Source organism: Baekduia alba (assembly GCF_028416635.1).
Taxonomy (GTDB): domain Bacteria; phylum Actinomycetota; class Thermoleophilia; order Solirubrobacterales; family Solirubrobacteraceae; genus Baekduia; species Baekduia alba.
The window spans coordinates 5,137,738-5,150,586 of the sequence record NZ_CP114013.1 but is presented as its reverse complement, the minus strand read 5'-3'; the positions used below and the strand labels follow the sequence as shown (position 1 = coordinate 5,150,586).

Below are 12,849 nucleotides of genomic sequence, written 5' to 3'. Positions count from 1 at the left end.
GGCGATGTCTTCTTCTGCTGGAGCGATCAACCCCGAAAGCCGTGCGGCGGCGCTGGAGCGCATGCGCACGGAGGAGTTCGACGTCGCCATCGTGGGCGGTGGCGTCGTCGGGACGGGTGCGGCGCTCGACGCGGTCTCGCGCGGGCTGAGCGTCGCGCTGGTCGAGGCGCGGGACCTCGCGTCGGGGACGTCGTCACGGTCCTCGAAGCTCATCCACGGCGGGCTGCGCTACCTGGAGCAGCTCGACTTCCCGCTCGTGCGCGAGGCGCTGCACGAGCGCGGGCTGCTGCTGGACCGGATCGCGCCGCACCTCGTGCAGCCGCTGCCGTTCCTGGCGCTGCTGTCGCACCGCGGATGGGAGCGGCCGTACATCGGCGCCGGCCTGGTGTTGTACGACACGATGGGCACCGCGCTGGGGCGCTCGCGCGGGGTTCCGGCCCAGAAGCACTTCACGCGCGGGCAGACGCTGAAGAAGTTCCCCGCGTTGAAGAAGGACAGCTTCACGGGCGCGATCCAGTACTACGACGCGCAGGTCGACGACGCGCGCCACACGATGTTCGTGGCGCGCACGGCCGCGGCCTACGGCGCGCAGATCGCGACGCGGACGCAGGCCGTCGGGTTCGTGCGCGAGGGCGAGCACGTCACCGGGGTCAAGGTGGTGGACTTGGAGTCGGGCGGCGGCGAGCCGTTCGAGCTGCGCGCCCGCCAGACGATCAACGCGACCGGCGTCTGGACCGACGACACGCAGGACATGGTCGGCGCGCGCGGGCAGTTCCACGTGCGGGCGTCCAAGGGCGTGCACCTGCTGGTGCCCAAGGACCGGATCCACGGCGACACCGCGTTGACGATCCGCACGGAGACGTCGGTGCTCTTCGTGATCCCGTGGGGTCGCCACTGGATCGTCGGGACGACCGACACCGACTGGACGCTGGACAAGGCGCATCCGGCCGCGTCGAAGAAGGACATCGACTACCTGCTGGATCACGTCAACCAGTACCTGGTCACTCCGCTGGGGCATGATGATGTGGAAGGCGTCTACGCCGGGCTGCGGCCGCTGCTGGCCGGCGAGTCGGAGTCGACGAGCGCGCTGACGCGCGAGCACATCGTCGCCCATCCGGTGCCGGGCCTGGTCGCCGTGGCCGGCGGCAAGTACACCACCTACCGCGTGATGGCGGCCGACGCGGTCGACGCCGCCGTGCACGGGCTGGAGGAGGAGGTGTCCGGGTCGGTGACCGACAAGATCGGGCTGCTGGGCGCCGAGGGCTACCTGGCCCGCTGGAACGCCCGCCACCGGATCGCCGAGCGCTCGGGCGTCCACGTCTCGCGCATCGAGCACCTGCTGCACCGCTACGGATCGCTGATCGACGACCTGCTGGCGCTGATCGAGGAGGACCCGTCGCTGGGCGAGCCGCTGGAGGGCTCCGACGACTACCTGCGCGTCGAGATCCTGTACGCCGCGACCCACGAGGGCGCGGCGCACCTGGAAGACGTGCTGACGCGCCGGACCCGGACCTCGATCGAGACCTGGGACCGTGGCCTGGGCGCCGCCGCGCCGGCCGCGAAGCTGATGGCCGGGCCGCTGGGCTGGGACGAGCAGCAGATCGCCCGCGAGATCGAGCACTACACCGCCCGCGTCGCGGCCGAGCGCGAGTCCCAGGAGCAGGACGACGACCTCGGCGCCGACGCCGCCCGCCTCGGCGCACCCGACGTCGCCCCGGTCCTCCCACTCGAGCGCCTGACCGACCGCAACAGCCGCGCGGCCGTCCAGGAAGACGCCGCGGGCCGCGGCGAGCACGCGACGGCGCCGGTGGGGCCGAGCTGAGGCTCGGGGGCGCGGCGCCTTCGGGTGACGCGCCGCGGCTGCTGTTGGCGGCGCCGTCGCTGTTGGCCGCAGTCGGCCCCTGGGCGCCGCGGCTGCCTGCGCACCGGTGCGTGGTCGGTCCTGGTGCCGCCGCCGATCGGCGGCGTTTCGCAGCAGCTCCGCCGCCGGCGTCTCCTCGGGTGACGCGCCTCGACCGCCTCGGGCACCGCGACCGCGCTTGGACGCAACCGCCTAGCTCCACCGTCACCGCCGCCGCGCCGCTCGTACCTCGGAGCGACGGGCCGACTACTCAGTGATACGGCGCGGCGTCAGTAGGTTGTCCGCATAGCAGCGCAAAAGGGTGTTTAGAGGCACGGTTCCGCGTCACAAGACTCGTGCCAGTTGCTCAACACGCCGCGCCCCATGGCCGCTTGACTTCCCTACCCCAATTGGGCGACGATTCTGGAATGAACAGCACTGCTTTGCGTAATGGTCGAATCTTCGCGGTGATGCTCCTGCTCGCCGCTCCGTTGGCCATGTGCTCGGCGGCCGGTGCGCGGATCGACATGCACCTCGTCCCAGGGCTGGGTCGCGTCTGCCACGAAGCGCCCCGTGGCGAGAGCGCGACGGCTGTCGACGGCAGCCTGTTCGCGGTCTGTCGCGATGCGAGCGGACGACCGGTCGTCGCACGGGTCACGCTCGACGGTGCGGTTCGACGGATCGCTCTCGCCGGTCTCGACGCCCGTGCGCGGCGATGGTTCAGGGCCCGCGATCTGACCTGGGCGTCCGACGGCGCGCTGTGGTTCCACGACGGCGGCGGCGAGGTCGTGCGGATCTCGTCGGGTCTGGACGCCAAGGCGTTCCGGCTGTCCTCGGTCGCTCGCACGAGCGGGCTGATCGCGGGGCGCGGTGGGGCCCTGTGGCTGACGGCGAGCTCCGCGACGGGCGCCCAGGCGCCCCGTGCGATCGTCCACCTCTCGGCGACGGGCGCTGAGCGCCGGATCGCGATCTCCCGCGGGTCGGGCGCGATCCTGCCCGAGGCGATCGCCGATGCCGATGGGCGAGGAGCCTGGTTCCGCGAGGGCGTCGGGCGCGTCGGCCATGTGACCGTGGACGGTCGCCACACGACGTCGGCGGTCTCGCGCGACGGGAGGCCGGTGGCGGTGGAGTCCGACGGCACCATCGCCTGGCTCACGTTCGCGCCCGGTCAGGAAGTCGTTCGTCTTGGTGCCGACGGCGCCGAGGTCTCGCATACGGCCGTCGTGCCCCACGCGGTGTCGCGCCCGCTTCCTCCGGGCCCGGGCCGTGGGCTCGACTGGTCGCTCTGCCTCCTCGCGGCCTCCGAGCTCTGCCAGCTCGACCTCGGCCAGGCGACCCTCAACACCTTCGACATGGCTCAGCCCGGGGCGTACCTGAACGCGGATCCCCTGCGGGGCCCGGGCGGCGCGCTCTGGACGCGAGACTCCAAGGGCCATCTCCTGCGGGTCCGCGCCGACGGGCAGACGCTCTCCTACCCGCTGCACCCGCGCCACGGCAACACGATCAACCTGCTCGCGGCGTCCGGGGCGGTCCTCTGGATGCTCGAGGTCAACCAGCACAACCGGCCGCACGAGCTCACTCGCGTGACCACGCTGCCGATGCGCCAGCTGCGTCGTCGCTGACCGAACCGGCGCCGCGCGGACGACGGTGTGTCTGGTTGTGTTTCCGGTGGCGTCGCAGTACCTTGCGCCGGCAGTGTCCCGGTCCCGTCATGTCCTCGCGCTCGCCTGCGCAGCATCGGCCCTTCTCGCGGCCACCAGCGCCTACGCGGGCTCGGCCAGGAGCGTGAAGGAGCACGTCGACCTCGTGCTCGTCAAGAAGACGGGCGCGTCGAAGTTCCAGCATTCCGGCCGCGCGAGTGGGACGTTCACTGGCACCGTGAAGTCCAGGATCGCCATCGAGCACTCGGTAGTCCTGCGCGGCACGGTGACGATCGCGACCAGCGGTGGGTCGGTCCGGATGAAGGTCGACGGGCGGGCGCGGTCGCTGTCGATGCGGACGAAGTTCGACGGCGCCGCGACGATCACCGGTGGCACAGGGCGGTACGCGCACGCGAAGGGCACGGGTCGGTTCAGCGGGGTCGTGAACCGCAGCACATGGCACGCCACCCTCGACGCCACCGGCTCGTTCACCTCCTGACGTCGGGGCCGGCTAGCGCGGTCGCCGCCGCGGCGCTGGCGCTGCCCGCTTGCGCGAGCGCTGCCCCGGTGTCGTTCCACGTCGGCTTCGGCGACGGCGCGCGCCTGGGTCACGACACGTCGTTGGCCTTCGCGGTGTCGGTGAGCCCGAAGCTGACGCCGGTGACCGAGCTGCGGCTGTTGACGTCCGCAGGCATCGACCTCACCTCCAGCGGACTCGGGGCCGCGTCCTGCAGGCGGCCGGCGGACGAGATCGCCGCGGTCATGAACCCCGTCGCGCAGAACCCCTGCCCGGCCAACTCGCTGATGGGCACCGGCTCGGCGCAGGCGGCGCTGCTCGTCGAACCCGCGATCGACGGTGCCGCGAGCCTCGAGCTGCACGCCGGCGCGTCGGTCGACGACAAGCCGGGCCTGGTCGTCATCGCCAACACCTACAACCCGGCGCGCTTCCACCTGACCTACCAGGGCTACCTGTACATCCCGCCGCCCGGCTTCGGGATCGGCGTCGCGATCAGGATCCCGCAGATCCCGCAGCTGCCCTTCGGCGCGCCCATCGCGCTCTCGCATCTGCAGCTCGTCCTCGGCGGTCCCGGCATCTCCTACACCAAGCGCTCGCATGGGCGGGTCATGCGCTACCACCCGAGCGGCGTTCCGTTGCCCAGACGCTGTCCGAAAGCCGGCTTCCGCTTTCGCCTGATCCTGCGCTTCGCCGACGGCGGCCGCAGCGCGGTCGACGACGTCGTGCGCTGCCCAGCGCTCGCGCCGAGCGCAGCACATCGGCACTGAATGCTTCTCCATCCTGCGCACCAATACAGATATGCTCCTGTATCCGAAAAGGAGAGGTGTGGCGGAGTCGACTCGATATGCCGTGTTGGGATTGGTGGCGCGCGAGCCGACGCACGGCTACGCCCTCTACGCCGAGATCGAGCGCTGGCCTCTCCCCGACGCGTTGCGGCCGGGCCGCTCAACGGTCTACCGGCACCTCGACCGGCTCAGCGAGGCGGGGCACATCGCGCCGCACGACGTGGTCGCCACGGCCGCATCGCGCCATCCTGAGCGGACGATCTACGCGGCGACGCCCTCGGGCGTCGCGGAGTTCGATCGTCACGCCCGCACCATGCCCGTGAGCTTCGACGATCTCTGCCTGCGCTTGAGCACCGCGCGACCGGAGGATCTCCCGCTGCTGGCCGATTACGCGGCGCACCTGGAGCGCGCGAGCCTCTCGCGCTTTCAAGAGTGGAGCCTGATGGGCGACCCACGGAGCCTGGTGCAGCGCGGGGCTCCATGGCGCACGGTCGTCCAGACGCTGGTAGCGAGGACGCAGGCCGCCGACGTCGCGAGCCTGGCCACCATCCTGGGCGACCTGCGCGCGGAGCTGGAGGCGCTCAATGAGCACGCGCCGGCGCAGGAGCGCTGACGCACGATGGAGCTGGTGCGCGTCGAGTCAGTTGGCCTGACGTACTGGCGTGGGCGGCGTTCGGCCCGCGCGCTCGTCGACGTGTCGATGGAGCTGCATGCGGGCGAGCTGGCCGGGGTGTGGGGTAGACGTGCCGCCGGCAAGAGCACCTTGGCGCAAGTGGTCGCCGGGATCCTCGCGCCGACCACGGGGTCGGTGACCTTCGACGGCCAGACGCTGACGAGCAGCGTCGACGGTCGCCCTCGTCACCTCGAGGCGTACGCCGAGATCGGCTTCGCGGCTCGCCGCGGTCCCGAGCTGGAAGAGATGGCCGTCGAAGACTGGCTGGCCTCGGCGTTGCTCACCAGTTGCGCTCGGTGCGAGGCGCTGCGTCGCGTGCGGGTCGCGCTCGGCCGGGTCGGAGCGGACGACATCGGCGGCGAGGCCTGGTGCGATCTCTCCGACGGCGAGCGCATGCTCGCGGCGATCGCCCAAGCGATCGTTCGTGGTCCGCGGTTGCTGGTCGTCGACGATGCGGTGGCCGGCTTGGCCGCGACGGAGCGTTCCGACATCATGAACTTGCTGGCGTCGGTCGCGGCGACCGGCGTCGCGGTGCTGGTGACCGCGGCCGAGTTGATGGAGCTTCAGGGCGCCGACCGGATCTGGTCGATCCGCGAGGGGCGCCTTGACGGGCCGTCGACGCGCTCAGCAGGGTCGGTCATCCCGCTGCGCCCAACCGGCGCCGGGACGTCCGTTGAGCGCAAGCCATGAGCGCCACGTCGGTCTTGGAGCTCTGCGATGTGCGCAAGCACTTCAGCAGCGGCGGGGAGTGCGTCCGGGCGGTCGACGGTGTCTCGCTGAGCGTCGCGCCGGGCGAGCTGGTGGCGCTCTACGGACCGTCGGGCTCGGGCAAGAGCACGCTGCTGCGGATCGTGGCCGGTGTCGAACGCGCCGACGCCGGCAGCGTGCTGGTCGACGGTCGTGACATCACGAGGCTGTCACCGAAGGAGTCTGCGCGTTACCGGTTGCACCAGTTGGGATGGGTGCAGCAGGACGCCGACCTCGAGGAAGGCGCCACGGTGGTGGAGAACGCTGCGATTAAGCACCTCGTGGCCTCGCGCCGCATCCGCGACGGTCACCGCGCGGTCACGCCACTGCTCAAGGAGCTCGGTCTGGGCCATCGCCTCGACCATCGCGCCGACACGTTGTCGGGCGGCGAGCGCCAGCGGGTCATGATCGCGCAGGCGCTCTCGCTGGCGCCGAAGGTGCTCCTCGCCGACGAGCCGACCGGCAACCTGCACAGCCAGCTTGGCCAGGAGGTGCTCGAGCTGCTGCAAGCGGCGACGCACGAGCGCGCGATGGCGACGCTCCTGGTCACCCACGACGAGCGCGCCGCCGCTTACGCCGACAAGGTGTACACCTTGCAGGACGGTGTCCTGCACGACCGGGTCACGGAGGCAGGTGCTGCGCGTTGGGACTGAGCGCGTGGGGCCTGGAACCGGTCAGGCCCGGGCGTCTGCGCGTCGGCGCCGCGCTGGTGATCTACCGGCGGCGGCTGCGTCGGTGGCGGTGGGTCCAGGATCTGCTGGCCGTCCTCGGCATCGCCGCGGGCGTGGCTTTGCTCTACGCCGCTCAGGTCGCGTCCTCGTCGCTGTCGGGACCGGTGCACAAGCTCAACGAGGGCATCGTCGGCAGTGGACAGCTCCAGGTCGTGGCGCTCGGCGCCACAACGATCCCCGAGAGCACCTACGACAAGATCGTCTCGCTCCCCGGGGTGCGGCGGGCGGCTCCGGAGCTCCAGGTGCCCGGCGACGTCGTCGGTCCGCGCGGGCAGGCGGACGTGACGTTCTTCGGTGCCGACCCGCGCATCGTCAAGCTGCGCGGGACGCTGCTGAAGGGCTTCACCAGCGCTGATGCCGCCGAGCAGGAGACCGTCATCGTGCCCGGTGCTGCCGCGGCGCGCATCGGCCTGAAGTTCGGCAACGACGTGCGGGTCGAGCTCGACGGCCGGCGGATCACCGTGCCGGCGACGGTGGCCGATCGCGGTCAGATCGGCAGCCTGGCGGACACGTCGATCGTCCTGGTCCCGCTCGCCTATCTGCAGCGCATGGCGAAGTCTGGGCCGCAGGTCAGCCGCATCCTGGTCGAGGCCGAGCCCGACCGCGTGGCCCAGGTCCGCGAGGAGCTCGCGCGGCTGCGTCTCGGGGGCGTCGACGTACGACACGCGGACGACGAGACGCGCCTGTTCGAGCAGGCGGCCAAGCCGACGAGCCAAGCGACCGTGCTGTTCAGCGTCCTCAGCGCCCTCGTCGGCTGGCTCTTCGCGGTCTGCGCGCTGCTCGTCACCGCGCCGGACCGCCGCCGGCTGGTCATACAACAACAGCGTCAGGGCTTCCCGCCGTCGGCGACGCTCAAGACGTTGCTCGTGGAGGCGGGCGCCATCGGCGTCGTGGGCGTCGTGCTCGGGTTGGCCGCCGGTGAGCTGTTGTCGCGCCACGGGTTCCGGTCCGACGTGAGCTTCCTCTCGGGCGCGTTCCCCATCGGCGACACCCGCGTCGTGACGTGGCAGAGCATCACGATCGCTGCGATGGGCGGCCTCTTGGCGGCCGTCGTCGGCGTCCTGTTCCCGGTCCGCGAGCTGGTCGTGGCCGCCATCCCGAGGCGACAGGGGAGCCGCGGCGGCAAGACGAGCATCGACGGACGGAGCGTCCTGATCGCGGTGGGCTTCGTCGCGCTGGCCGCAGCGATCACGATCGCGTTGGTCGCCCCATCGGCGGCGGTGGTCGGTCTGATGCTCCTCGCGCTGGGGCTCGCGTGCTTGCTGTCGCCGATCCTCGCCGGGGCGATCACCGCGATCGGCCGGCTCAACCGGCGATCGCGTTCGGCTCCCGCGGTCGAGCTCGCCCTGCACCAGCTACGCGCGCGCCGATGGCGAACGCGAGCGCTGGCGATCACGACGACGGGCGCGATCGCCGTCTTCGGCGCGACGTCCCTGCAAGGCGCGCAGGTCAACCTCCAGGCCGGCCTCGACCGCGTCGCGCACGACCTGAACGCTCCCGCCGACCTGTGGGCCACGGCGCCCGGCGCCGGCAGCTCGATCGCGACGTCGACGTTCGCTCCGGACGCCGCGGCCAAGCTCCGTGCGCTGCCCGACGTCCGCCAGGTCAGCCTCTACCGCGGCGGACTGCTCGACGTCGCGGGACATCGCGCATGGATCGTCGGTGCACCGATCGACGCCCCCAACCTGGTCCCGGCCAGCCAGATCCAGAAGGGCGACGCACGGCTGACCGACGAACGGGTCCGTCGCGGCGGATGGGCGACCGTGTCGCGTGGCCTCGCCGACGCCCTCGGGCTCGATCAGGGCGACCGCTTCGTCCTGCCGGCGCCCCACCCCATCGACCTGCGCGTCGCGGCGATCACGACCAGCCTCGCTTGGTCTTCGGGCACGATCATCGTCAACGCGTCGGAGTTCGCCGACGCCTGGGGCAGCCCCGCCGTCGCCGCCTACCAGGTGCATCTCGCGTGGGGCGTCCGGCCCGCGGCCGGACAGCGGCAGGTCATCCAGGCGCTGGGGGCACGCTCGGCCCTGCGCGTCGAGACCGCGAAGCAGCGCGCCGCGCGTCAGAGCGCCGTCGGTCGCACCGGGCTGTCACGCCTCCGGCAGATCACGGGGCTGACGCTGCTCGCGGCCGTGCTGGCGATGAGCGCGGCCATGACCGGCCTGCTCTGGCAGCACCGGCCTGTCGTCGCCGGCCAAAAGTTCATCGGGTTGCCCACGGGCCTGCTGTGGCGGTCGCTGCTCGTGGAGACCGGCGTCCTGTTCGGCGTCGGCGTCCTCGTCGGCGCGGTCGTCGGGCTCTTCGGTCAGATCCTCGCGACGCGCGGCGTCCAGGCGGTCACGGGATATCCGGTCGTCGAGAAGATTCAGCTGGGGACGGCGGCGACGACGGTCGGCATCGTCCTCGGCGTGTCGCTGCTCGTCCTGATCGTCCCTGGATATCTCGTCGCGCGATCCGTGCCGTCGCCGCGCATGTGAGCGCATAGCCCCAGAGTCCGGGGCATGGCATCCCATCTCTCCGACCCGGCGCCGTTGTCCGGCCGTCAGCTCCGCGCGCTTGCCGCCAGCAGCGCTCGCGAGCTCGTCTGGGGCCTGCGGCTGGTGAAAGCCGAGCACGCGCGGTGGTGTCGGCGGGCCGCCGCGATCTCGGACCCGGCGATCCGGGGCCAGATGCTCGAGGCGCTGCGCGACAAGCGGGCGTTGGTCGACGGCGCCGCCCTGTTCTGGACAATCCCGGACCGCCGGCAGCCCGAGCTGCTCCGCCTCCTCGTCGCCTTCCAGGTCCTGGCCAACACCCACGATCACGCGAGCGAGCGGGCGGCGGCCGGCATCCCCTCCGGGCCCGCGGGAGACATGGGTTCGCTCGTCGAGGCGGTCGACCTGCACCGACCGCCGGGCGCGTACGAGCAGGCAGCGGACTACGACGACGGCGGCTACCTCGCGACCCTCGCCGGCGCGTGCCGCGCCGGCTGCCGTTCACTGGCGCACTACGAGTCGGCGCGTTCCGTGCTCGTTCGCGAGGTCCAGCGCGGTCGTACGTTGGACTTCGAGCACGAGCACGACGGCGAGGTGCGTCGACGTGCGTTGCAGCGCATTGCCGAGCGCGAGTACGGCGACCAGCGCGACATGGCGTGGTTCGAGCTGACGGCGGGAGCCAGCTCGCTGTTGACGGCGATCGCGGTCCTGGCCGTCGCGGCTGACGGCCTCTCCGACCCGGATGACGTGGAGCAGACCGTCGCCGCGTATCTCCCGGCGGCATCGATCAGCGCGCTCTTGGACAACTACGTGGATGCTGAGGACGATGCTCGCCTGGGTCAACACAACCACCTCAACTACTACCCGAGCCAAGCCGACGCCGTCCGGCGCCTCGCTGAGCTCACGCGGCGCGCGACGCGCTCTGTCGGCGCGCTGCGTCATGGCGCGCGGCACCAGGTCATCGTCGCCTCGATGGTCGCGTTGTACCTCTCCGGAGATGCCGCGCGGGCGCGGCCGCGCGACACCGCCGCGCTCGCCGCCAGCGCAGGAGCGCTGACGCGCCTGCTCGTTCCGGTCCTCCGGACCTGGAGAACGCACTACGGCGAGACGCACGTTTAGCCACTGTTCCCGGGTGGGACTAGTCCCACCGCGACTTTTCGCGGCAGCGGCCGATGCGTACGTTCACACCAATGCACACGGCACAGCAGAAGCAGGCACGCCGGGCCTCCCTGCGCCCGCACCCGGTCAGAGACCAGATCGTCGACGTGATGCGCAGCTACGGCAAGCCGATCAGCCCGACGCAGATCGCGCGTGTCACTGGTGGGTCGCTCGGTTCCGTGGCCTACCACGTCCGGACGCTGGTGGCTGCCGGCGTGATCGAGCTCGCCGGCGAAGGGCGGGTGCGGGGTGCCGTCGAGCACTTCTACGCGCTGACCGCGGATGCGGCTGGGACCCAGCTCACCGACCCGGTCGGTGCGCTGCTCGTGTTGTGCGGTGCGCTGACGGTTCCGGGGCCCGAGGGTCAGTATCCGCAGCCGATCGCGCTCGACGACCGCGCTCGCGAGGAGCTCTCGGCGATGATCGAGCGGCTGAGGCCCGAGGTGCGGGCGATCGCGTCGGCGTCGACCGCGCGAGCTGCCTAGGGGCCGACCCACTCGACTTGTCGCGTTCGCGTGACGAGCGGCGGCGGTGTGGGGCGGCGGTGTCTTCCGCGTCTGCCGTCCCACGCCACGCCGCGTCACTCCTCCGCCACGTTCGCCCGCAGCCGCGCCAGCGTCGCGGCGAACGCCGTGGCCTCGTCGTCGTCCAGCCCGCGCCGGAGGCGCCGGTCGAAGGTCGCCGCCGCACCGCGCAGCCGGCGGAACAGGACCTCGCCGTCCTCGGTCAGCTCGACCACGTGGACGCGGCGGTTCTCCGGGTCGCGGCGGCGGGTCACCAGGCCGCTCGACTCCATGGCGTTGAGGTGGTGGGTCAGGGTCGCGCCTTGGATGCCGACGGCGTCGGCGACCTCGCGCTGGTTGCGGGCGCCGCCGGTCTTCAACATCAACAAGACGAGCCAGGTCGAGCGGGAGCCGCCGGCGGCGGTGAGCGCGGCGTCGAAGGCGCGGGCGGTGGCCTTGGCGGTCAGCGCGAGGTCGAGGCCGAGCGGCGGCTGGTCGGGGGCTCCCATCTCCGGCACACCCTACCGCCCGAACACGTCGGTCTCGAACCATTTGACATCTAATGGTTCGATCTCTAGCTTCTCTGCCCATGGCGTCCCTCTCCGCTCCGGACCCTGCTCCCCAGCGCGTCGCCCTCGTGGTCGGCGCCAGCCGCGGCATCGGCGCGACCACGGCCCGCGCGTTCGCAGCGCGCGGCGTGGCCGTCGTCCTCGCTGCCCGCGACGCCGCGGCGCTCGACGCGGTGGCCGCGGGGATCGAAGCCGGCGGCGGCCGTGCGCTCGCCCTCCCCACGGACGTGACCGACGCCGCCGCGGCGGCCACGCTCGTCGAGCGCACGGTCGCCGCGTTCGGGCGACTCGACTACGCCTTCAACAACGCGACCGACGGGACCATGCCGGCGCCGCTGGCCGAGGTCCCGGTCGACGGCTTCGATCGCGCGCTCGCGGCCAACACCCGCGGCACGTTCCTCGGCATGCGCCATCAGATCCCGGCGATGCTGGAGACCGCCGGCGGCGGCGCGATCGTCAACATGGCCTCGGTCGCCGGGGCGCAGGCGGTCGCCAACCTCGGCCCGTACGCGACCGCGAAGGCCGGAATCATCATGCTCTCCAAGGTCGCGGCGCTGGACTACGCCGACCGGGGCATCCGCGTCAACGTGGTCGCGCCCGGCCCGATCCTCACCCATCACCTCGAGCGCGCGGGCGCCGAAGCGCAACGCCAGGCGGCGGCCTCGACCCCTATGGGTCGCGTCGGTCAGCCGGAGGAGGTCGCGAGCGCGGTCCTCTGGCTCTGCTCCGACGGCGCCGCCTTCATCACCGGCGCGACGCTGCCGATCGACGGTGGCCAGTCGGCCGGGATCAAGCCTCCGCGGATGTACCGCCCCGGCGAGCCGATGGCCGCGGCCGGCTGAACGGCCGCGCGACCCGCGCGACCCGCGCGACCGGTCGCTCCGGCGCCACAGCGAGTTGCGGGCGCGATCGCCGAGAGCCGTTCGAGGTCCCCTCGACGGCGTTCTGCGCCAATTGCGCGACGCGGCGGCGCAGGAGCTCGACCAGCGCGGCCGTCGGCCGGAACGGGTCCGCGACGACCCGCGCGCTGACGATCGCGATGGCCGCCCACGGCTCGCCGTCGATCTCGGCGAGCAGCAGCGGTCCGGCCGGCACGCGCTGGGAGTCCAGCGCCGCGAGCCGCGCGACCGCGGCCGCGTCGTCGGGGTAGGCCGGCCGGATGGTGACTGTCGGGGTCATCACCTATAAGACGCTCGGCCCGCGCCGAACCGG

At 72.2% G+C, this 12,849-nt stretch carries 13 protein-coding genes; 11 read left to right on the top strand and 2 right to left on the bottom strand.

From position 1 onward, the window contains the following. The first annotated feature begins 4 nt into the window (after positions 1-4). The 10 genes from DSM104299_RS25830 to DSM104299_RS25785 all read left to right on the top strand — a co-directional run bounded on the left by DSM104299_RS25830 (position 5) and on the right by DSM104299_RS25785 (position 11,050). Positions 5-1,822: a glycerol-3-phosphate dehydrogenase/oxidase gene (locus tag DSM104299_RS25830; RefSeq protein WP_272474544.1), complete on the top strand. Its 1,818-nt coding sequence runs from the start codon at positions 5-7 to the stop codon at positions 1,820-1,822. 446 nt (positions 1,823-2,268) lie between these two features. Beyond that, a complete protein-coding gene (locus tag DSM104299_RS25825; RefSeq protein ID WP_272474543.1) occupies positions 2,269-3,462 on the top strand; it encodes an NHL repeat-containing protein in 1,194 nt (397 codons plus the stop codon). Positions 3,463-3,535: 73 nt separating this feature from the next. Beyond that, positions 3,536-3,979, top strand: a complete 444-nt coding sequence (locus tag DSM104299_RS25820) for a hypothetical protein (protein WP_272474542.1) — start codon at positions 3,536-3,538, stop codon at positions 3,977-3,979. A 68-nt stretch (positions 3,980-4,047) separates the two neighbouring features. Then, positions 4,048-4,764 carry a hypothetical protein gene (locus DSM104299_RS25815; protein WP_272474541.1) on the top strand — a complete coding sequence of 239 codons (717 nt, stop codon included), beginning with the start codon at positions 4,048-4,050 and terminating at the stop codon, positions 4,762-4,764. 94 nt (positions 4,765-4,858) lie between these two features. Further along, on the top strand, positions 4,859-5,395 hold the full coding sequence (locus DSM104299_RS25810) for a PadR family transcriptional regulator (RefSeq protein ID WP_272474540.1): 537 nt from the start codon (positions 4,859-4,861) through the stop codon (positions 5,393-5,395). A gap of 6 nt (positions 5,396-5,401) precedes the next feature. Further along, positions 5,402-6,145 (top strand): ATP-binding cassette domain-containing protein, encoded by a 744-nt coding sequence (locus DSM104299_RS25805; protein WP_272474539.1) that lies wholly within the window; start codon positions 5,402-5,404, stop codon positions 6,143-6,145. Next, positions 6,142-6,855 (top strand): ABC transporter ATP-binding protein, encoded by a 714-nt coding sequence (locus tag DSM104299_RS25800; RefSeq protein ID WP_272474538.1) that lies wholly within the window; start codon positions 6,142-6,144, stop codon positions 6,853-6,855. Before DSM104299_RS25805 ends, DSM104299_RS25800 begins: the two co-directional genes overlap by 4 nt. Continuing rightward, positions 6,846-9,410: an ABC transporter permease gene (locus DSM104299_RS25795; RefSeq protein ID WP_272474537.1), complete on the top strand. Its 2,565-nt coding sequence runs from the start codon at positions 6,846-6,848 to the stop codon at positions 9,408-9,410. The genes DSM104299_RS25800 and DSM104299_RS25795 overlap by 10 nt, the downstream gene beginning before the upstream one ends. A gap of 24 nt (positions 9,411-9,434) precedes the next feature. Further along, positions 9,435-10,526 (top strand): DUF2600 family protein, encoded by a 1,092-nt coding sequence (locus tag DSM104299_RS25790; RefSeq protein WP_272474536.1) that lies wholly within the window; start codon positions 9,435-9,437, stop codon positions 10,524-10,526. Between the two features lie 71 nt (positions 10,527-10,597). Continuing rightward, the gene (locus DSM104299_RS25785; RefSeq protein WP_272474535.1) at positions 10,598-11,050 is read left to right on the top strand and encodes a winged helix-turn-helix domain-containing protein; all 453 of its coding nucleotides are present in this window, start codon (positions 10,598-10,600) and stop codon (positions 11,048-11,050) included. A gap of 95 nt (positions 11,051-11,145) precedes the next feature. On the opposite strand, the gene DSM104299_RS25780 is transcribed toward DSM104299_RS25785, so the two are convergent. Continuing rightward, entirely contained in the window at positions 11,146-11,577 is a 432-nt protein-coding gene (locus tag DSM104299_RS25780) for a MarR family winged helix-turn-helix transcriptional regulator (protein WP_272474534.1), read from the bottom strand. Positions 11,578-11,657: 80 nt separating this feature from the next. Between DSM104299_RS25780 and DSM104299_RS25775 the strand changes: the two genes are divergently transcribed. After that, the gene (locus DSM104299_RS25775) at positions 11,658-12,479 is read left to right on the top strand and encodes a glucose 1-dehydrogenase (RefSeq protein ID WP_272474533.1); all 822 of its coding nucleotides are present in this window, start codon (positions 11,658-11,660) and stop codon (positions 12,477-12,479) included. Here DSM104299_RS25775 and DSM104299_RS25770 read toward each other — a convergent pair. Continuing rightward, positions 12,427-12,816: a hypothetical protein gene (locus DSM104299_RS25770; protein WP_272474532.1), complete on the bottom strand. Its 390-nt coding sequence runs from the start codon at positions 12,814-12,816 to the stop codon at positions 12,427-12,429. The two genes, DSM104299_RS25775 and DSM104299_RS25770, sit on opposite strands and share 53 nt — an antisense overlap. Positions 12,817-12,849: the final 33 nt, after the last annotated feature.